Here is a 19,637-nt window from a genome sequence, read left to right on the forward strand (position 1 = left end):
ACCCTCACTGTGGAGGACGCTGGCGTCTGCTGCCTTCGCCGCGCGCCGTGCGCGGGCCGTTCGCCGGGCGCTGCGCAGCGGGGTTGTCGCCTTGCAGCAGCACGCGGGCGCCGTCCTTCAGGCGGTCGCCGCCTTCGGTCACGACGTCCTCTCCGACCTTCAGGCCGTCGACGATCGCGACCACGTCGACCGTGGACTCGCCGCGCTTCACCGTGCGCATCGACACCGTGCGGTCTTCATTGACGACATACACGAAGTTGCCGTTGGGACCGGTACGCACCGCCGTCACCGGCACCACGATCGCGTCGACCGTGCGCAAGGTCATCTGCACATTGACGAACTGGTTCGGGAACAGCGGCGTGCCGGCGTTCGCGAAGCGGGCCTTGGCCCGCACGGTGCCGGTGCTGGTGTCGACGACGTTGTCGAGCGTGGAGAAGACACCGGTGTCCAGCGTCGCGGAGCGCACGCGGTCGAGCGCCTTGACGGAGAGGGGCTCGCCTTTGGCAAGCTGCGCCTGGATGTCAGGCACGCGGTCCTGAGGCACGGCGAACTGCACGTCGATGGGGTTCATCTGCGTGATGACGGCAATCCCGGTGGTCGCGTTGGCGGTCACGATGTTGCCGGGGTCGACCGTGCGCAGGCCGATGCGGCCGGTCACGGGCGCGGTGATGCGCGTGTAGTCGAGGTTCAGCTTGGCGGCGGCCTCGGCGGCGCGGTCGGTGATCACGGTGCCTTCGAGTTGCTTGACCAGCGCGGCTTGCGTATCGACATCCTGCCGGGCAATCGAGTCCTGGGTCAGAAGCGTGCGGTAGCGCGCCAGCGTGACACGTGCCGCCTCGAGCGACGCCTCGTCGCGCACGCGGGTGCCCTGGGCCTGCATCAGCGCCTGCTCGTAGGGACGCGGGTCGATGCGCGCCAGCAGCTGGCCCTTGGTCACGGATTGGCCTTCCGTATAAAGCACCTCGGTCAGCACGCCGCCGACCTGCGGGCGCAGCGTGATGGTCGCCAGCGGCGTCACCGTGCCCAGGGCGTCGATGACGATCGGCAGTTCGGCCCGGCGTGCGGCAGCATGGCCGACCGTGGAACTCGCACCACCGAAGGCGCCGCGGCCGCCGGTCGGCTCGCCGGAACGCTTGATCAGATACCAGGCACCCCACGCCAGCCCGCCTACCACCAGCAGCGCCAGCAAGCTGCCCAGCCAGCGGCGCCGGCGCGAGGGAGCCCGGGGGGCGGGATGGACGGTAGAGGTGGGCTCGGGGATGGGAGACGACATCGGTGAGTTGGGCAAAGGAGCAGCAGGCTACTAGTGGAGCGCCGAATCGTAGCGCCCAGCCCCTTCCAACCGTAAAGCCTCGGTAAAGCCGGCATTGCCTCCTGCATCTGGCGACAGCGGAATGCCACTGGCGCCGCTTCGAGGCAGTTCGTCGCATGGGCGTGGCGGGCATCGGGAGCGATCGGCACAGTCCGCCCATCGATCCAGGAGCCCGCCGTGCAAATGTCCCCGATCATCGCCGTCCACCTCACCGCTGCCGTGAGCGCCCTCGTCCTCGGACCCGTCGTCCTCTGGGCCCGACGCGGCCGCACCCAGCACCCCAGGCTTCACCGCGCGCTCGGCTACGCGTGGGTCACGCTGATGGTCATGACCGCGGTGTCGGCCCTCTTCATCCGTGACTTCAAGCTGCCGAACATCGGGGGCTACACGCCCGTCCATCTGCTGGTGCCGGTGGTCTTCTTCGGGCTGACGCGAGCCTTCTGGAAGCTTGCCAAGGGCGACATCCGCAGCCATCGCATCTCGATGCAGGCGACCTACATCAGCGCCTGCATCGTGGCCGGCGCCTTCACGCTGTTGCCCAGCCGCTATCTCGGCCAGATGCTCTGGCGCCAGTGGCTGGGCCTTGTCTGATTTCTCTCATTCGTCTTAATCCCGCACGGAGAACCACCATGCTCATGCTGACCCAGATCCTCTTTCACACGCCCAAGTGGGTGTTCGCGCTCTTCGCCACCTTGCTCTGGCTCGGCGCCAGGCAACTGCTGGCCGGCAGCGTGAGCCTCGTGCGGGTGACGCTGATGCCCATCGTGATGACGGGGCTTTCGGTCTACGGCGTCGCCTCCGCCTTCGGCGACTCGCCGATGGCATTGCTGGCCTGGGCCGTCACGGCCTTCGCACTGCTCGGCTTCGTGATGCAGCGCGCGTTGCCGGACAGCACGCGCTACGACGCGGCAGCGCGCCAATTTCACGTCGCCGGCAGCGCGGTCCCGATGCTGCTGATGATGGGTATCTTCTTCACCAAATACGTCGTGGGCGTGCTGCTCGCGATGCATCCGGAACTCGCGCACCAGGTGTCGTTCGCGGTCGGAATCAGCACGCTTTATGGCGTCTTCACCGGTATCTTCATGGGTCGTGCAATCCGGCTGTGGCGCCTTGCGATTCAAGCCGACCGTGCCACGCTCGCCGTCTGACATCCGAAGGAGCCACACCATGACCACGAACGACATCGACCGACTGGCGCGACGCCGCGCCAAGGCCAAGATCGGCTGGTTCATCCACGCCACGGCCTACGTCACGGTCAACCTGCTGCTGGTCGCCTTCTCGCTGGCCAGCGGCCATGGATGGGCGATCTACCCGGCCCTGGGCTGGGGGCTCGGCCTTGTACTGCACGGGGCGGCCGTGTGGCTCTTCGCACCCGGCGGCCGCCTGCTGGAGCGGATGGTGGACCGCGAACGCGCCCGGCTCGCCGACGCCAAGGGAGATCAGTGGTGAAGGCGTCGACTTGGTGCCGGCTGGCGCTGGCTGCAGCCTGCACTCTGGTTTCCGCCGCGCAGGCAGCCACCGGGCTCACCGTGCTGGCCGCACCGACGGACTCCGGGCCGGTCACGGTCTTCTACCCGACCGCCGCGCCCGCCACGGCGGTGCGGCGCGGCCCTTTCACCCTGAACGTCGCCGTCGATGCGACACCCATCACCGGCAACCGCCGCCTGATCGTCATCTCGCACGGCTCGGGCGGTGCGCCCTGGGTACACACCGACATGACCCAGATGCTGGTGGCGGCCGGCTTCACGGTGGCCGTGCCGGAGCACGCCGGGGACAACTGGCACGACCACAGCGCGGTCGGCCCGGCGTCGTGGAGGCACCGGCCGCACGAGGTGACTCAGGCCATCGACGCAATGGCGGTCGACCCGCGCTTTGCGCCGCTGCTCGACCTGAAGCGCGTCGGCATCTACGGCATGTCGGCCGGTGGACTTACCGCACTGACCCTGGCCGGCGCACGCTGGTCTCCGGCGCTGCTCGCACGGCATTGCGAAGCCCATCTCGCGGAGGACTTTCCGACCTGCGTCGGTCTCAGCACCGAACTGACCGGCGGTCCGCTCGACGCGCTCCGCATGGGCGTGGCCCGCCGGGTCATCCGCTCGAAGTTCGACGGGGAGACGGCACTCGAAGGTTGGACCGATCCGCGCATCGCCGTCGCCGTGGCCGCGGTGCCGATGGCGGCACCCATCGACATGCCGACGCTCGCGGCTCCCCACATCCCGCTCGGCCTGGTGCGCGCCGGACAGGACGCCTGGCTCGCGCCGCGCTGGCACATCGACGCCGTGCGCGCCACCTGCACAAGCTGCGTGCTGCTCGCGGACATGACCGAAGCCGGCCATGAATCGATCCTCTCGCCCATGCCTCCGGACCTGCCGCCGCGCGCCGCTCGGCTCCTGAACGACCCGCCCGGCTTCGACCGCCGCACGCTCGACGCCGTCTACGCAGCCATGCGCGATTTCTTCGTCCAGAATCTGCTGCCATGACAGCACTGTGGCCCATCCTGCGCGGCGCGCCCGACGCCGGAGACATCTCGTGATCGCCACTCTCCGGCGCAACATGACGCGCGAGAACGGCGTGGACCTGCTGCGGCACGCCCTGACCACCGCGCTCTTCTCTTCGCTCATCGCCGTCGCGCTCGCCATCTCCGGGCGTGGCGCCTGGGGTGCGCAGCTTGTCTATTCGCTCTCGATCGGGCTGATCAGTTGGTTTGTCATCGATATCGGGCGGCTGATGCTGAGCCCCGATCCCCGGAAGCTCTGGCCGAACGGCATCAAGGGCGTGCTGCTGGTGCTGGTCGGGATCACGGCCGGATTCCTCGGCGGCAATGCCATCGGAGACGCCTGGACCGGTGCGCCCCTGCTCGAGTTCTGGACCTTCGCGCCGCACAAGTTCGCCTCGACCCTGGTCATCACCGCCGTCGCCGGGATCGCGATCTGCTATTTCTATTACAGCCGCGGCAAGAGCAAGTACCTCGAAGGCGAGATCGCCCTCGCCCAGCGCGACGCCGCGGATGCGCGTCTCAAGCTGCTCGAAACCCAGCTCGAGCCGCACATGCTGTTCAACACGCTGGCCAATCTGCGGGCGCTGATCACGACGGATCCGCAGCGCGCCGTGGCCATGCTCGACCGCCTCAACAGCTACCTGCGCGTAACGCTCGGCGGATCGCGCGCGTTGGCCCATCCGCTCGCCGCCGAGTTCGACCGGCTTGGCGATTACCTCGAACTGATGTCGGTGCGCATGGGCGACCGGCTGCGCTACACGCTGGACCTGCCCGAGAACCTGCGCGACGTGCTGGTGCCGCCGCTGATGCTTCAGCCGCTGGTGGAAAACAGCATCCGCCACGGCCTGGAGCCACAGGTGCAAGGCGGCGAGATCACGGTGCGCGCACGGCGCGACGGCGGCCAACTCATCATCGAAGTGAGCGACACGGGCGTGGGCATCGGCAATGCGCCTGCGCCCTCCGCGGCCGAAGCCGGCGGATTCGGCGTTGCCCAGGTGCGCGAGCGGCTCACCACGGTCTATGGCACGCAGAGCTCGATGACCATGAGCGCGCTCGCGACCGGCGGAACGCGCGCCACCATCACCTTCCCATTGCCGACATGAACCCGACCGCCCTCATCGCCGAAGACGAACCGCTCCTGGCCCAGGCATTGCGCGCAGAACTCGCCGCCGCCTGGCCCGAGCTTCAGATCCTCGCCACGGTGGGCGACGGCCGCAGCGCCGTCCGCGAGGCGCTGGAACGGCTGCCACAGGTGCTCTTCCTCGACATCCGCATGCCGGGGCTCGACGGATTGGGCGTCGCCGCCGAACTCGCTGACGCGTGGCCTGCGGACGAGGCACCGATGCCGCAACTGGTCTTCGTGACCGCCTACGACGAATACGCCGCGCGCGCCTTCGACGCCGAAGCCATCGACTACGTGCTGAAACCCGTGCAGCCCGATCGCCTGCGCCGCACCGTGGACCGACTGCGGCAGGCGCTTGAAACTCGAAACCCGCCGTCATTGCCGGCCGACGACCTGCTCGCCGATACGCTCGCGCAATGGCGCAAGGTCCTCGCCGCCGCGGGCCAAGGCGCGCCATCGCCAGGCAACGGCGGACCGCTGAAGCTCATCGCCGCCAGCGAGGCCGGCTCATCGGGCAACAGCGTGCGGATGGTGCCCATCGACGAGGTGCAGTATTTCGAAGCAGCCGACAAGTACGTCCGTGTGCTGACCACCACGCACGAATACCTGATCCGCACGCCACTGAAGCAACTGCTGCCGCAACTCGATCCCCACGTCTTCTGGCAGGTGCACCGCGCCGTGGTCGTGCGCAGCAACGCCATCGAGTCCGTGCACCGCGACGACGCCGGCAAGCAACACCTGAACTTGCGCGGGCGGGCGGAGAAGATCCCGGTCAGCCGGCTTTATGCGCACCTCTTCCGCGCGATGTAAGAACAAAGTCGACGCCCAAGAAAAAACCGGCCGCTGGGGCCGGTTTCGTCATGTGACAGCAAGAGATTTATTGACTCGGCTTAGCGCCAGTCGCGGCGATGGCCGTGATTGCGGTAGTAGCCCGGCGCCGGACGGTAGTAACCACGCGGAGGACCGTAGTACGCCCGTGGCGGCCCGTAGTAAACGGGAGCCGGACGGTAGTACACCGGCGGCGGCGGCGCGTAATACACCGGTGCCGGCGGATAGTAGACGGGCGCCGGCGCGTAATACGGCGCACCCACGCCGACCGCGACGCCAGGGACGTTGACGCCGACTGACCAGGCTACGTTGCCGGCGCTCGCCGAGGCCGTGGCAAACAGTGCGCCCGCTGCGACCGCTCCGGCGGCAGCCCATTTGAAGAGAGTGGAACGAGTGACGCTCATGATTTGAACTCCTATAAGGGCGGGGTCGGCCGCCCATGTCTGTATTGAACGCGGCAAGTGTCAAGACGGTGTACGCCGCTCTGTGAAGAAGGTTGCCAAAAGTAACTCCATTGGGGCGCCACCTAGAATGAGTGGATGACTTCCCCCGCAGACAACGACACCGCCAAGCCCAGCAATTTCCTGCGCCATGTGATCGAAAACGACCTCGAACAGGGCAATTATTCCACCCGCAAGTGGGGCGGCTCGCCGGGCGACGCCGCCCATCACGCACAGGGCATGCAGGACCCGGCCCGGGTGCGCATGCGCTTTCCTCCCGAGCCCAACGGCTACCTGCACATCGGGCACGCCAAGAGCATCTGGCTCAACTTCGAACTGGCCAAGGAATACGGCGGCGTCTGCCACCTGCGCTTCGACGACACCAACCCCGAGAAGGAAGAGCAGGAATACGTCGACGCCATCCGCGATGCCGTGAAGTGGCTCGGATACGACGCCGTGCTGGCCGACGACCCGGCCCACCCCGGTGCGCCCAACGAGCACGTGTACTTCGCGAGCAACTACTTCGACTTCATGTACCGCGCGGCCGAATACCTGGTCGGCGCCGGCCTGGCCTACGTCGACGAGCAGAGCGCCGAAGAGATCCGAGCCACCCGCGGCGACTTCAACACACCCGGCACCGACAGCCCCTTCCGCGCCCGCACGCCCGAAGAAAACCTGGACCGCTTCCGCGCCATGCGCGACGGCCAGCTCGAGGACGGTGCCGCCGTGCTGCGCGCCAGGATCGACATGGCGAGCCCCAACATCAACATGCGCGACCCCGCGCTGTACCGCATCCGCCGTGCGACGCACCACAACACGGGCGACAAGTGGTGCATCTACCCGATGTATACCTTCGCGCATCCCATCGAGGACGCGCTGGAGCAGATCACCCACAGCTTCTGCACGCTGGAATTCGAAGACCAGCGCCCCTTCTACGACTGGCTGCTCGACCGCCTCGCCGAAGGCGGCCTGGTCGCCTCGCCGCATCCGCGCCAGTATGAGTTCGCGCGCCTCAACGTCACCCATGTGATCACCAGCAAGCGCAAGCTGCGCCAACTGGTCGAGGAAGGCCACGTCGACGGTTGGGACGACCCGCGCATGCCCACCCTCGCCGGCCTGCGCCGCCGCGGCTACACACCCGACGCGCTCAAGCTGTTCTGCGAACGCTCCGGCGTGACCAAGTCGGGCGGCTGGATCGACTACGCGAGCCTCGAAGCCGCCCTGCGCGACACGCTCGACCCGATCGCGCCGCGCGCCATGGCCGTGCTCGACCCCGTGAAGCTCGTCATCACCAACTGGGGCGAACTCATGGGCGGCGACGACGTGCTGGACGATTGCACGGCCCCCATCCACCCGCACCACCCCGAGATGGGCCGCCGCAATTTCAAGCTGGGCCGCGAGGTGTGGATCGAACGCACCGACTACGAGGAAGTGCAGCCCAAGGGCTTCTTCCGCCTCTTCCCGGGCAACAAGGTACGGCTGAAATACGGCCACGTCATCGAGTGCACCGGCGGCACCAAGGACGCGGACGGCAATCTCATCGAAGTGCAAGCCAGGCTGGTGCCCGACACCAAGAGCGGCACGCCGGGCGCCGACGCGATCAAGGTCAAGGGCAACATCAGCTGGGTCGCCGCGGCCGACGCCCTGCAGGCCGAGGTGCGGCTGTACGAGCGCCTGTTCGCAGCGCCGCAGCCCGGCAACGGCGAGTTGCTCGACGAACTGAATCGCGAGAGCCTGCTAACCACCATGGCCTACGTCGAGCCTTCACTGGCGCAGGCCCAGGAAGGCGCGCCCATCCAGTTCGAGCGGCATGGCTACTTCGTGCTGGATTCGCGCGCGGACAGCGCCGGCCGGCGCGTGTTCAACCGGGCGGCCGGGATGCGGGACAGCTGGGGGAAATAATTCCCTGGCAAGTTCCCGAGGGCGCCCCTACAGCGGTTTCGTGAGGTAAACCGCCTCGCGCCCCACGATCGCCCGCTGCGCCGGCATGAAGATCGTGCATTCGTCGCACGGTGCACGAATCTCGTCCGGCCCATTGGTCGCGATCAGGTCGCCCTTCGCGAAGGTCTCGAAACCGACCAGCGGACGCACGAAGCGGAATTCCTCGGACTGGATCACATGCGTCTGCAGAAGCTCGAAGCGGCGCTGCGCCTCGGGCGCGGGCGTCGCAGGGTCCTTGTCGACGAGGCCGAAGTGCGCAAGGAATCGCATCGTGACCTCGGTGGCCAGATCGGCGGCGGCCTGCTTGAAGTGCTGGCCGCACTCGACCACCATTGCAGCACCGGGAGCATCGGGACCTGCATGCAGGCCGTGCTGGATCAACGGCGTGCCGGAGCCGAGCCCGCTGGGCATTACCAGATGGACCGGTGGCAAGCCGATCGCCAGCGCCACCTTGGCATTGCGATCGAAGGCGGGGTAGACCCAGAACGGCACCACGTCCTGGCTCGTGGAGTGGATATCGAGGATGTGGTCCGCCGCGGCCACCACCGGTCGCAGTTGGCGCGCCCTGCGCAATTCGGGGCTGTCGTCCGGCCCGTCCAGCCATTCGTCGGACCAGACGCGGTTGAGGTTGTGCACGATCTGGCGGTTCTCGTGCGGCCGCTCCGGGTCGAAGGCGTTGTAGGCCTCCACATGCGCGAAGCTCACGGTCAGCGTCCCGATCTTCGGCCGCACGCCGGTGTCCAGCAGATGGGTCGCGGCAACCATGCCGCAGATCTCGTTGCCGTGGGTCAGCGCGTTGATCAGCACGTGCGGCCCGGGTTGGCCGGATTCGAAGCGGTGAACGTAGTCGATGCCGGTGTTGCCGTCGCGGTAGGCGGAGATGTCGCGCGGGAGGACTTCCAAGTCGGGCAGCTTCTGGGTCATGGGTGGTTTTTTCTAGGGGAAGGACGGCGCAGCCGGGTCTCCGGAGTTTGCCCCACCTCGCGACCTGGCGTCGGCCGCCGAATTGCCTCGTAGACTCGTGGGCTCACCATGCGCACCGCCCCCTTCCCGTTCCCATGCCCCTGACCGCTGAAATGCGACGGTCGATCGACCAGATTCGCGACTACCTGTTTGGCGGCGGCTACCCGGACCCTGTCAGCAACGCAGAACAGCTGTCGTTCCTGTTCTTCTTCTATCTGCTCGAGAGCATCGACGACGAGAACAAGGTCCGCGCCGAAGTCCTGAAGCAGCCCTACACGAGCTTGTTCAACGGCGATTGGACGCTCAGGAACCCGACGAACGCCACCATCCCCTCGGCCCACGAAGGCAACCTCGCCGCGACGGTACTGCAAACCGGCACGCCGACCATTCCGCGCAGCCGCTTCCGCTGGTCGGCGTGGGCCAGCGAACTGACGGGCGATGCGCTCGTGCGCTTCGTACGCGACGAGGTGTTTCCGTTCTTCGCCGAGATCGGCGCCGCTGGCGCGCACGATTTCATGCGCGGCGCCCGCCTCGGCATCAACGAGCCGACGGTGCTCTCGCAGGTCGTTCGCCTGGTCGACGGCCTCGGGCTGGCCGATGCCGACTCCGACACCAAGGGCGACCTGTTCGAGCACGTGCTGCGGCAGATCAGGCAGGCCGGCGAGTTGGGTCAGTTCCGCACGCCGCGCCACATCATCCGCAGCGTCGTGGAGATGGTGGACCCGACCCTTGGCGAAACCATCTACGACCCGGCCGCCGGCACCGCGGGTTTCCTGGTCGCGGCCTACAACCACATCCGTCTAGCCCATTCGTCGCCCGACGCCATCTCCGAAGCGGAAGTCGACGGCAAGAGCCAGCGGCGCGGCCTGGGCGACCGGCTCACGCCGGAGGATCTCGTTGTCCTCCAGCGCAAGACTTTCTTCGGCAACGACGTCGACCCGAAGATGGTGCGGCTGGCGACCATGAACCTCACGCTGCGCGGGCTCGCCAACGTCCGCATCCTGCAGCGCAATGTGCTGACCGCCGTGCTCGGCGACGAGCAGAAGGCCGGGCACGGCCTGCCGCGGGACGGCTTCGACGTGGTGCTGGCCAACCCGCCCTTCTCGGGCCGCGTCGACAAGGATCGCATCGCGGAAGAGGTGCGGGTCGGCGCCACCAGCAGCACTGAGCTGCTCTTTCTCAAGTACATGCTCGACAGCCTGCGCTCCGACGGCCGCGCCGCAGTCATCGTGCCTGAAGGCGTGCTGTTCGGCTCCACTGCGGCCCACAAGACACTGCGACGCCAGCTCGTGGAGAACAACCAGGTCGACGCGGTGATGAGCCTGCCGGGCGGCGTGTTCCATCCGTATTCGGGCGTGAAGACCTCGGCACTCTTCTTTCGCAAGGGCGGGCAAACCGAGCATGTGCTGTTCCTCCACGTCGAGCAAGACGGCTACGCGCTCGACGCCAACCACGACACGCCCATCGACAAGGATGACCTGCCCCGCCTCGCAAAGGTCTACGCGCAGCGCGACGAATCACTTGCGCAATGGCAGGCGCGCGAACCCGAGGCCGAGTGGAACGGCAAATGGTGGTTCGCCGACGCGCCCGCGCTGCGCGCCAACGACTACAACCTGTCGGCCAGCCGCTACCGGCCCCTGAGCGAAGCGCAAGCCGAGCATCGAAATCCGCGCGAATTGCTCGACGAGTTGATCGCGCTTCAACTGGAGTGCACCGAGGAGATGGAAACGCTTCGAATGCTGCTTGCGGAGTTGGATGGATGACTGCGCCATGGGTGGCGCTCAGGGAGGTGGTCGAGGCGAAAACGGGCACGATGAACCCGTCCGCCTGGCCGAATGACCCATTCACCTACGTCGACGTCGCCGCCGTCGACAACAAGAGAAAGACCATCACCGGCGCCCGCGTCCTGATGGGCGCCGAGGCGCCGAGCCGCGCGCGCAAAGTGATGCGCACCGGCGACGTGCTGGTCTCCACCGTGCGGCCGAACCTCAATGCGGTCGCGCTGGTGCCCGAATCGCTCGACGGCGAAGTCGCCAGCACCGCGTTCTGCGTGCTGCGCGCGACGCCACGCGTGCTGCCCGAGTACCTGTACTTCTTCGTTCGATCCAGCCGCTTTGTCCGCAGCGTGTGCAAACTGGCGACCGGCGCGCTGTACCCGGCCGTGTCCGATGCGCGCATCCTCGACCAGAAGCTGCCCCTGCCCGACCTGAAGGCGCAGCGGCGCATCGTCGACGTGCTGCTGTGCGCGCAGAGCGTGATCCGATTGCGGCGCGACATCCGCGTGAAGACGAACCAGATGGTGCCGGCATTGTTCTTCGACCTGTTCGGCGACTCGATGACCAATCCGAAGGGCTGGCCCGTCGTGCCGCTCGGCAGCCTGCTGAAGCTCAATCCGCAGAACGGCTTGTACAAGCACAAGTCGGCCTACGGCACGGGCACGCCCATCGTGCGTATCGACAGCTTTCGCGATGGCGAGCTGAGCGATCCGGCACTCATCAAGCGGCTGCAACTCGACGACGAGGAAATCCAGCGGTACGGGCTGGCCGAGGGGGACATCATCGTCAACCGCGTCAACAGCCCCGAGCACCTGGGCAAGAGCGTGCTGATTCCGTCGCTGGCGGAGCCGACGGTGTTCGAGTCGAACATGATGCGGCTCGTGATGGATCGCGAACGCGCCCTGCCGCGCTACATCTTCGCGGCGCTGCAGACAAACCGGACGCGACGGCACTTCCAGATCAACGCCAAGCGGGCCATCAACCAGGCGAGCCTCAACCAGCAGGATCTGAAGTCGCTGTCGGTGATGCTGCCGCCGATGGACAAGCAGATCGGCTTTTCGCGCTATGCGGAAGCCGCGGCGACCGCCCAGACGACGGAGACGGCGATGCTCAAGGGGGCCGAGGCGACCTTGGAGTCGCTGCTGGTGCGGACCTTCGGCTGAGCCGAATCAACTTTTCTTCGCCGCCTCCACCAACGCGCGGATCGCCCAGCGCCTCACCTTCACGGCTTCCGCATCATCGAGCTGCAGCACGTCCTTGAACACCACCATCGCCTCGGTGCCGATGACCAGCGCCAGCGCATGGCTCAAGTTCTTGAACGCGGCCGGCCTGAACTGATTCCGCGCGGGCTCCAGCGCGGCCTCGATGAGCGGCGTGCGTCGATTCTGGCGAGCGGGCCAATCGCCGTCGTGCTCGCCCCGCACGACTCTTTCGATCGAATGCGCCAGCATCATCCGCAACGGAATCTCGTTGGCCGCGATCATGTCGTGCAGCGCGCCATCGACGCGCTCCAGGCGCGTCACAGGGTCCTGCGTCTGCACGCCTTGCAGCACATCCGCCGGCTCGGGGACCGCCATGTCGAGCGAAGCCTCCCGATGCAGCGCATCGACGTTCGGGAAATAGCGGTAGGCCGTTGCGCGCGACACGGCCGCTTCCTCGGCGATTTCCTCCAGTGTCGGCTTGCGGCCCTGCTTCAGCAGGCGGGAGGCGGCCTGCAGGAGGTCCTTGCGGGTTCGGCGGCGCTGGTTGGGGCGGCCGACGACGTTGTCGGCGGAAATCTGCTCGGCCCGCATGCGCATCGTGCTCGGCCTCAGTCCTGGGGCAATTGCTGAATGACGGCCGCGAGATCGAGCCACACGTTTTCCCGCTGGATGGCGCCGCTCTCGGCGAACTCCACCACGTGCAGCAGGCGGAATTCGAGCGGGCGGCCCCGCCCTTCCAGACCAAAGGGCCTGCCCGGCGCCGTGCCCCGCCACATCGATTCATCGACGAGGAAACCGTCGCCGTAGAGCCGGCGCAGGCATTCGACCTTGCCGTCCGACAGGTCGCTGAACAGGCTTTCGTAAAAGGGACGCGCGCCCGCGTGGCCGCGCGTCGGCCCGGAGGGAGAGCCGACGATGTCGTGTTCCACGTCGGGCGCGAGGGTCGCCAGGACGCCTTCGACGTCGTCGTTGGCTTCGAAGTTGAAGTGCTCTTCGATCTTCCGGTCCATCTGCGTGTGGGTGAGTGCCATGGTCGGGTCCTCCGGCGGGGTCGGGGTTGGGTATCCGCGAACTTTAATGAGACGAAAATCTCATTGCAAGAATTCAATCTCAATTCAATACAAAGTTCTCATTGCGAGAAGCTATGCACCGGCGACTTCGGCCCCTACCATGCCCATCATCCTTGCTCAACGCGCCGAATCGGCGAGCTGCTTTCGGCGGTATTCGCCCTGCCGAGTGAACATCCAGCCGGGGTATTCGGCCGGCAGTCGACTCACCGCGTCGAGTTGCTCCAACTCGGCCGCGCTCAACTCGACCTGCGTGGCGGCCATGTTGTCGGCGAGCTGTTCGGGCCGCTTCGCGCCGACGATGACGCTGGTGACCTGCGGCTGGTGCAGCAGCCACGCGAGCGCGATCTGCGCCACCGAGACGCCATGCGCCTCCGCGATGGGGCGCATCGCGTCGATGCAGTCGTAGGCGCGGTCCTTGTTGACCGGCGGGAAGTCGAAGCTCGTGCGACGGCTGCCCTGCTCGCCCTGCTGGTCGCGCCCATACTTGCCGCTGAGCAAGCCGCCTGCGAGGGGGCTCCACACCATCAGCCCGACGCCTTCGCTGCGAAGCATCGGGACCAGCTCGCGCTCGAGGTCGCGCCCGGCGACGGTGTAGTAGGCCTGCAGCGACTCGAAGCGCGACAGCCCCCAGCGCTCGGCGATGCCGAGGGCCTTGACGATCTGCCAGGCCGCCCAGTTGGAGACGCCGACGTTGCGCACATGGCCCTGCCGCACGAGCTGGTCGAGCGCCCGCACCGTTTCCTCGATCGGCGTGGCCGGGTCGAAGCCGTGGATCTGGTACAGGTCGACATGGTCGAGCTGCAGCCGTTTCAGGCTGGCCTTGACGCCGTCCATGATGTGGCTGCGCGAGGCGCCCCGCGCATTCGGGCCGGTGCCGGTCTCGCTGAACACCTTGGTCGCGACGATCACGCTCTCGCGCGGAACCTTGAGGTTCTTCAGCGCCTGTCCGGTGATCTGCTCCGACAGGCCACCCGAGTACACGTCAGCGGTGTCGATGAAGTTGATGCCCGCATCGAGCGCGGCGCCGACGAGGCGTTCGGCATCGGCTTGCTGAACGTCGCCGATCTGCGACCAGATGCCTTCGCCGCCGCCGAAGGTCATGGTGCCCAGGCAAAGTTCGGACACGAAGAGGCCGGTACGGCCGAGCGGATGGTGACGCATGACGGAAGACTCCTTGAGCGAGACGTGAGAACCGGGCGGGGACGGGACCCTTCGACCCGGGCGAGCGTGCGAGCATAGGCCTGCGCGGCAATTCCTGCAGGCGACCAAACCGCGAACCCGATGGCCGCAACGCGCTGACCTCGCTGCCCGAGTTCAAGGCTTTCGCGGCCGGCATCCGCGACCGCTGCGAGGAGCCGCCGGTCACCGTCGAACTGACGGAGATCGGCTCGTATGGCTTCTTCGGCGGCTGAGCCCGGTCCGCCGGCGACCGGGCGCGCGATCGACAACTCGTGAAGCGCCTGCTGGCCGCGGGCGCGCGCACCGACGCGATCGAGATCGCGCGCGCGGCCGGGCAGGCTGACGCGGCGCAGTCGGCAGGGCTTCGCCGAGCCGGCCGGGCTACGGTGCTTCGGCTGGCGGATCGTCCTCGCGCCGGCCCGTGCCCTTCTTGCGTTTGCGCGCTTCCTTCTTCGCCTGGCGCTCTGCATCCACGCGCTGGCCGGCTGTGAGCCACTCCGCAAACTCCGCCGGCGTCTCCAGCGTGATGCGGCCCATGTTGCCGCTGCGGAATTCGTGCATCACGATCTCGGCCGCCTTCTGCAGATTGACCCGGCCCTTGCCCAGCAATGCGCCGCGCTTGCGGCCGATGGCTTCCAGCACCTGCTCGTCGCTCAGGCCCTCGATCGGGTCGATCTTGAAGCGCGCCTCGACCAGTCCAGCGTAGTGCCGCTTCAGGTAGTCCAGCAGTTCGAGCGCGACCTCTTCTTCGTCGAAGGCATTGCGGCCGATGGCGCCGCTCGCGGCCAGGTTGTAGCCGCTCTTGGCGACGATGATGCGCGGCCACAGCATGCCGGGCGTGTCCCACAGGTAGAAGTCGTCGGCCAGTGTGATGCGCTGTTCCAGCTTGGTGATGCCGGCCTCGTCGCCGGTCTTGGCCCTGCGGCTGCCGGTGAGCGTGTTGATCAGCGTGGATTTGCCCACGTTCGGAATGCCGCAGATCAGGACGCGCATCGGCTTGGCCATGCCGCCGCGCAGCGGTGAGAGTTCGTGGCAGGCGTCGATGAGTTGCCGCGCCGGCGTGGTCTGGCTCGCGTCGAGCCCGATGGCGCGCGTGGCCGGCTGCGCGTTGTAGTGCGCCAGCCAGAGCGCCGTGCGTTCGGGGTCGGCCAGGTCCTGCTTGTTGAGCACCTTGAGGCCCGGCTTGTGGCCGGTGAGGTCGGCCAGCATCGGGTTGGCGCTGGAGCCGGGCAGGCGGGCGTCGAGCAACTCGATGACGACGTCGATGTCCTTGATGCGCTCGGCGATGGCCTTCTGGGTCAGATGCATGTGACCGGGGAACCACTGGATGGCCATCGGGATGTCTTTCTCTTTCTGCGGGGACGACCGTGGATTGTCGCCGGGCCGGCGCGGGGCCTCAGGCTTGCAATGCGGGCCGGTAGCGGCGGCTGCACGGGATGTGCGTACCGTCGCGCATGTGCAGGCGCGCATCGCCGCCGTCGAGTGGCTCGATTTCGGCGATGCGGTCCAGGTTGGCGGCGTAACTGCGATGCACCCGGGCGTAGCGTGCGGGATCGAGTTGCGTCAGGAAGTCCGTGAGCGTGGCGCGCAGCAGGTAGTCGTGTCCGTTGACGCGCAACCCGACGTAATTGCCCTGCGCCTGCAGCCAGTCGATGTCGCTGGCCGCGATCAGGAATTCGCGACGCAGCTTGCGAACGAGGAAACGATCGGGCCTGGGTGGGGCATCGGGAGAGCCGGGGGGTTCAGGGGGATCCGGCTCCGCCGCGCTTTCGGGCGGATCGAGCACTCGCGCCTCGCCCTGCAGCCGCAGCATGAAAAGCCGGTAGCTCATGATCGCCAGCAGGAACAGCGCATAGGTTCGCGCGTCCTTCAGGTACTCATAGGGCCATTGGGCCAGCCAGTCGCCGAAGTCGTACCGGCTGCCGGCCCACGCATAGACGATCTGCCGCAGGCCGACCATCAGCGCCACGTGGCCCAGGCTGAAGACCACGCTGCCCAGCACATGCCACGCCCAATTGCGCCGCCAGGTCGACCGGTTCAGCGGGAAGCGGCGCTCGAAGGCGATCAGGACCGGCACCAGCGCCAGCAGGGCCAGGTGGCTGGAAATCTCCCAGGTCACCGGCTGCCAGGTCGCCGTGCCGTGCCCGGCCTCGCGCGCATCGATCACGGCAACCACCGTGGCGAAGGCCGCCTGGACCGTCAGCACGAGGATCCACAAACCCGCCTCCACCCATCGCCGGAAGGGCCGATAACGCTCGAACATGTTCATCCGCGGCTCGCTCATGCGCGGATTCTCACGAAATCCGCCGGGATGGCGGATTTTTCGTCCCCCGCCGTCGCCGTTCGTCACAAACCGGCCACGCATCGTCACTGGGCCGCCCTCTTACCCGGCCTGCCGCCTGACCATGCCATCCGGCGTTCACAAGGAGCACGGCATGACAACGAATCGACGACACGACATCGACGCGCTGCGGGCACTGGCGTTCCTGCTGCTCATCCTCTACCACGTGGGCATGTACTACGTGGCCGACTGGCCCTGGCACATCAAGAGCCCGCATGCGGCCGCATGGCTGCGATGGCCGATGGTGGTCGTCAATGTCTGGCGTATGGACCTGGTGTTCCTGGTCTCGGGGGTGGCCTTCGGCTTCCTCAGCCGGGGGTTGGCGCCGTTGGCCTTGATCCGGCAGCGGGCGCTGCGGCTGCTGCTGCCGCTGGTCTTCGGCATGGCGGTGGTCGTGCCTTACCAGGCCTACGCCCAAGGCGTCGCCAACGGACTGGTCGCGCCGGGCTTCGCGGCCTTCATGGCGCGCTATCTGGTCGGGGGACCGTGGCCCAAGGGGGCGTTCGACGGGTCCGACTTTCCCATGACGTGGAATCACCTCTGGTACCTGCCCTATCTCTTCACCTACAGCGCCGCCCTGGCGCTGCTGACGCCGCTGATGCGATCCGCGCCCATCCTGCGTGTTCGTGCCGCCTTCACGGGGCTTCGGCGTTGGCGGCTGCTGGTGCTCCCCGCCCTGCCGCTGATGCTGTACACGCTGGTGCTGGCGCCGCGCTTCCCGGCCACGCACGACCTGATTCACGACTGGTACTTGCACGCCCTGTACTTCACCGTGTTCCTCTATGGCTACTGGATGGGCATCGACGAGGGCATCTGGCGCGAACTGGAGCGGCTGCGAGGCTGGTCGCTCGCATTGGCCATGGCCTGCATTGCAGCCTTCATTGCGCTGAGAGTCACCGATGGCGACGCCCAGATCGTCGTCTGGGCCTCGCGGGTGCTGCGCGCGGCCTACCTGTGGACGGCCATCGTGGCCATCCTCGGCTTTGCCCACCGCCACCTGAACCGCCCCTGGCGCTGGCTGGATTGGGCGAACGAGTCGGTCTACCCCTGGTACATGCTGCACCAGACGCTGATCATTGCCGGCGCCGTTGCCCTGGCATCACTTCGGCTCGGATCGGTGCTGGAACCCGCCCTGCTGGTCGCGATCACCCTGATTGCATGCTGGGTACTGACGGACGGCCTCATCCGCGGATTCCGCTGGCTGCGGCCGCTGTTCGGGCTTAAGCCGATCGGCGATGTGGGCATTCGAACCTCGGAGCCGTTGCCCAAATGCTTACGCACGCCGGCACGTAATGGGCGCAAAGTAGGGCCTTGGCCATCAGGCAAGTGAAAGGGGATACAGCATGCAGATTCAGGTCAACACAAGCAACGGCATCGAGAACAAGGACACGCTGGAGCGGTGGGCCGACGGCGAATTGAGGCAATCCCTGAGCCGCTTCGTGGCCGAAGTAACCCGGGTGGAAGTCCATCTCAGCGACGAGAACCACGACCCCAGCGGTGCGGCCGACAAGCGTTGCGTGATGGAAGCGCGACTCGCCCATCATCAGCCGCTGGCCGTCACGCAGCACGCGCCCAACATGGACGAGGCTTTCCGCGGGGCCTCCGACAAGCTCAAGCGTGCGCTCGACAGCACGCTGGGACGCCTCTACGGCCACCGCAACCGCGAGTCGATTCGCAAGGACGGCGACGCAATCGTCGAATAGCGCTTTTCCTCCACTGATCGGTGTATTGACGGCTTCGGCGCGCGTGGACTACTCTTTTTGCACAACGCCGATGCTGTCGCACATGAAGGGAGTTTCCATTGAATGGAGCCCGGTTTCCGCGAGTCCTTACCTTGCTGATCCTGTCTTGCGGCCTGCTGGGTCCTAGCCTGGCCGGCAGTGTGCGGGGCAAGGTCGTCTTCGCAGGCACTGCACCTGCCCAGACCAAAGTGCCTGTCACGATCGACCAGTACCTGTGCGGCACTGAAAAACTCTCCGATGACCTGCAGGTCTCCGCCGCCCGCGAGATCCGCAACGCGGTCGTGTGGATCGAGAACCCGCCGCGCGGTGCGGTATCGCCACCACGGACCGAGAAGGTCGAGATGGACCAGAAGGGCTGCTCGTTCATGCCCCGGGTCGTCGTCGTTCCTGCGGGCGGGACCGTGGACTTCCTCAACAGCGATCGCCTGCTGCACAACATCCACGCGACACCCAAGCGCAACGTGTCGTTCAACCGCACGCAGCCGATGGGCCGGACGATCCCGGTCACCTTCGCGGAGCCGGAGATCGTGCGCATCAACTGCGACCTGCACTCGTGGATGACGGCGTGGGTGGTCGTGACGGCGCACCCGTTCTACGCGGTCACCGGTGCGGATGGGCGCTTTGCTTTCGACAACCTGCCGCCGGGCCAATACCAGCTGCAAATCTGGCAGGAACGACTTGGCACGATGCAGGCCACGGTTGCGGTCAACGACCAGCAGCCCGCGCAGGTCACTGTCGAGATGAAAGGCCGTTGATCGCTCGTCAGGGAACGACGGTGATCTTCCTGGACGATTCCCACGCGGAGGAGTGCGTGGGCTCGGCCACCGCCCTCAAGGCCCCGCCTTCATCGAGCGCAACGGTGAAGGTCACCGTGGGTGATGAATACACCGGGTGCAGGTACGCGCGCGCGATTTCCACCGAGTCCTTGTAGAGGGCGATGTAGCGCACGAAATGCTCCTGGAGCGAGGGATGCAACGACTCGGCGCCCACGCTCACCGTGACGTTGAACCACGCCCCGCGCTTCACGCTGTCCGGCGCGACGATCTTGGGCGTGTGCTTGGGGTCGAAGCCCTTGTGGACTTCGCGGAACTCGGGCGTGAACTGCTGGGCCTGGTCCTCGGCCTGTACCGGGAAGGCGCCGAAGCCCGCCATCAGGGCCAGTACCACGACGACCTGGCGGGCAGCGTGTCGAACGGACATCGTCATGCGACCTCCTCGCTGTGC

21 protein-coding genes are annotated in these 19,637 nt (G+C 66.9%); 12 read left to right on the forward strand and 9 right to left on the reverse strand.

Annotated features, from left to right (window positions below):
- Window positions 1-4: 4 nt before the first annotated feature.
- On the reverse strand, window positions 5-1,273 hold the full coding sequence (locus QTI24_RS30240) for an efflux RND transporter periplasmic adaptor subunit (RefSeq protein ID WP_286605522.1): 1,269 nt from the start codon (window positions 1,271-1,273) through the stop codon (window positions 5-7).
- Between the two features lie 216 nt (window positions 1,274-1,489).
- Between QTI24_RS30240 and QTI24_RS30245 the strand changes: the two genes are divergently transcribed.
- The 6 genes from QTI24_RS30245 to QTI24_RS30270 are packed head-to-tail and all read left to right on the forward strand — an operon-like array spanning window position 1,490 to window position 5,742.
- Entirely contained in the window at window positions 1,490-1,903 is a 414-nt protein-coding gene (locus QTI24_RS30245; RefSeq protein WP_286605523.1) for a DUF2306 domain-containing protein, read from the forward strand.
- 38 nt (window positions 1,904-1,941) lie between these two features.
- Window positions 1,942-2,460 carry a DUF6622 family protein gene (locus tag QTI24_RS30250; RefSeq protein ID WP_503011331.1) on the forward strand — a complete coding sequence of 173 codons (519 nt, stop codon included), beginning with the start codon at window positions 1,942-1,944 and terminating at the stop codon, window positions 2,458-2,460.
- Between the two features lie 19 nt (window positions 2,461-2,479).
- The gene (locus QTI24_RS30255) at window positions 2,480-2,761 is read left to right on the forward strand and encodes a 2TM domain-containing protein (RefSeq protein ID WP_286605525.1); all 282 of its coding nucleotides are present in this window, start codon (window positions 2,480-2,482) and stop codon (window positions 2,759-2,761) included.
- Window positions 2,758-3,792 (forward strand): alpha/beta hydrolase family protein, encoded by a 1,035-nt coding sequence (locus tag QTI24_RS30260; RefSeq protein ID WP_286605527.1) that lies wholly within the window; start codon window positions 2,758-2,760, stop codon window positions 3,790-3,792. Before QTI24_RS30255 ends, QTI24_RS30260 begins: the two co-directional genes overlap by 4 nt.
- 49 nt (window positions 3,793-3,841) lie before the next feature.
- Window positions 3,842-4,912, forward strand: coding sequence for a sensor histidine kinase (locus QTI24_RS30265; protein WP_503011332.1), 1,071 nt, complete (start codon window positions 3,842-3,844; stop codon window positions 4,910-4,912).
- Entirely contained in the window at window positions 4,909-5,742 is an 834-nt protein-coding gene (locus tag QTI24_RS30270) for a LytR/AlgR family response regulator transcription factor (protein WP_286605529.1), read from the forward strand. The genes QTI24_RS30265 and QTI24_RS30270 overlap by 4 nt, the downstream gene beginning before the upstream one ends.
- 80 nt (window positions 5,743-5,822) lie before the next feature.
- Here the strand turns inward: QTI24_RS30270 and QTI24_RS30275 are convergent, their stop codons facing one another.
- Window positions 5,823-6,164, reverse strand: coding sequence for a hypothetical protein (locus QTI24_RS30275; RefSeq protein WP_286605531.1), 342 nt, complete (start codon window positions 6,162-6,164; stop codon window positions 5,823-5,825).
- Between the two features lie 135 nt (window positions 6,165-6,299).
- On the opposite strand from QTI24_RS30275, the gene QTI24_RS30280 reads away from it, so the two are divergent.
- Window positions 6,300-8,102 (forward strand): glutamine--tRNA ligase/YqeY domain fusion protein, encoded by a 1,803-nt coding sequence (locus QTI24_RS30280; RefSeq protein ID WP_286605533.1) that lies wholly within the window; start codon window positions 6,300-6,302, stop codon window positions 8,100-8,102.
- Window positions 8,103-8,129: 27 nt separating this feature from the next.
- On the opposite strand, the gene QTI24_RS30285 is transcribed toward QTI24_RS30280, so the two are convergent.
- Window positions 8,130-9,065, reverse strand: coding sequence for a M14 family metallopeptidase (locus QTI24_RS30285; protein WP_286605534.1), 936 nt, complete (start codon window positions 9,063-9,065; stop codon window positions 8,130-8,132).
- A 152-nt stretch (window positions 9,066-9,217) separates the two neighbouring features.
- Between QTI24_RS30285 and QTI24_RS30290 the strand changes: the two genes are divergently transcribed.
- Together QTI24_RS30290 and QTI24_RS30295 are read left to right on the forward strand one after the other, a co-directional pair.
- Window positions 9,218-10,867 carry an HsdM family class I SAM-dependent methyltransferase gene (locus QTI24_RS30290; RefSeq protein WP_286605535.1) on the forward strand — a complete coding sequence of 550 codons (1,650 nt, stop codon included), beginning with the start codon at window positions 9,218-9,220 and terminating at the stop codon, window positions 10,865-10,867.
- The gene (locus tag QTI24_RS30295) at window positions 10,864-12,042 is read left to right on the forward strand and encodes a restriction endonuclease subunit S (RefSeq protein WP_286605537.1); all 1,179 of its coding nucleotides are present in this window, start codon (window positions 10,864-10,866) and stop codon (window positions 12,040-12,042) included. The genes QTI24_RS30290 and QTI24_RS30295 overlap by 4 nt, the downstream gene beginning before the upstream one ends.
- A 6-nt stretch (window positions 12,043-12,048) precedes the next feature.
- Here the strand turns inward: QTI24_RS30295 and QTI24_RS30300 are convergent, their stop codons facing one another.
- The 5 genes from QTI24_RS30300 to QTI24_RS30320 all read right to left on the reverse strand — a co-directional run bounded on the left by QTI24_RS30300 (window position 12,049) and on the right by QTI24_RS30320 (window position 16,614).
- A complete protein-coding gene (locus tag QTI24_RS30300) occupies window positions 12,049-12,678 on the reverse strand; it encodes a TetR/AcrR family transcriptional regulator (RefSeq protein ID WP_286605539.1) in 630 nt (209 codons plus the stop codon).
- Between the two features lie 11 nt (window positions 12,679-12,689).
- Window positions 12,690-13,112, reverse strand: a complete 423-nt coding sequence (locus tag QTI24_RS30305; protein ID WP_286605541.1) for an ester cyclase — start codon at window positions 13,110-13,112, stop codon at window positions 12,690-12,692.
- Between the two features lie 156 nt (window positions 13,113-13,268).
- Window positions 13,269-14,312 carry an aldo/keto reductase gene (locus QTI24_RS30310; RefSeq protein WP_286605543.1) on the reverse strand — a complete coding sequence of 348 codons (1,044 nt, stop codon included), beginning with the start codon at window positions 14,310-14,312 and terminating at the stop codon, window positions 13,269-13,271.
- 399 nt (window positions 14,313-14,711) lie between these two features.
- A complete protein-coding gene (gene ylqF / locus QTI24_RS30315) occupies window positions 14,712-15,665 on the reverse strand; it encodes a ribosome biogenesis GTPase YlqF (RefSeq protein ID WP_286605544.1) in 954 nt (317 codons plus the stop codon).
- Between the two features lie 61 nt (window positions 15,666-15,726).
- Window positions 15,727-16,614: a LytTR family DNA-binding domain-containing protein gene (locus tag QTI24_RS30320; protein ID WP_286605546.1), complete on the reverse strand. Its 888-nt coding sequence runs from the start codon at window positions 16,612-16,614 to the stop codon at window positions 15,727-15,729.
- Between the two features lie 151 nt (window positions 16,615-16,765).
- Between QTI24_RS30320 and QTI24_RS30325 the strand changes: the two genes are divergently transcribed.
- From QTI24_RS30325 to QTI24_RS30335, 3 genes are all read left to right on the forward strand, one after another.
- The gene (locus QTI24_RS30325) at window positions 16,766-18,001 is read left to right on the forward strand and encodes an acyltransferase family protein (RefSeq protein ID WP_286605548.1); all 1,236 of its coding nucleotides are present in this window, start codon (window positions 16,766-16,768) and stop codon (window positions 17,999-18,001) included.
- A 13-nt stretch (window positions 18,002-18,014) separates the two neighbouring features.
- The gene (locus QTI24_RS30330; RefSeq protein WP_286605549.1) at window positions 18,015-18,374 is read left to right on the forward strand and encodes an HPF/RaiA family ribosome-associated protein; all 360 of its coding nucleotides are present in this window, start codon (window positions 18,015-18,017) and stop codon (window positions 18,372-18,374) included.
- Window positions 18,375-18,505: 131 nt separating this feature from the next.
- The gene (locus QTI24_RS30335; protein WP_286605551.1) at window positions 18,506-19,168 is read left to right on the forward strand and encodes a carboxypeptidase regulatory-like domain-containing protein; all 663 of its coding nucleotides are present in this window, start codon (window positions 18,506-18,508) and stop codon (window positions 19,166-19,168) included.
- Between the two features lie 7 nt (window positions 19,169-19,175).
- On the opposite strand, the gene QTI24_RS30340 is transcribed toward QTI24_RS30335, so the two are convergent.
- A complete protein-coding gene (locus QTI24_RS30340) occupies window positions 19,176-19,619 on the reverse strand; it encodes a desulfoferrodoxin family protein (RefSeq protein ID WP_286605552.1) in 444 nt (147 codons plus the stop codon).
- Window positions 19,620-19,637 lie beyond the last annotated feature (18 nt).

The sequence above is a fragment of the Variovorax sp. J22P240 genome, from assembly GCF_030316855.1.
Taxonomy (GTDB): domain Bacteria; phylum Pseudomonadota; class Gammaproteobacteria; order Burkholderiales; family Burkholderiaceae_C; genus Variovorax.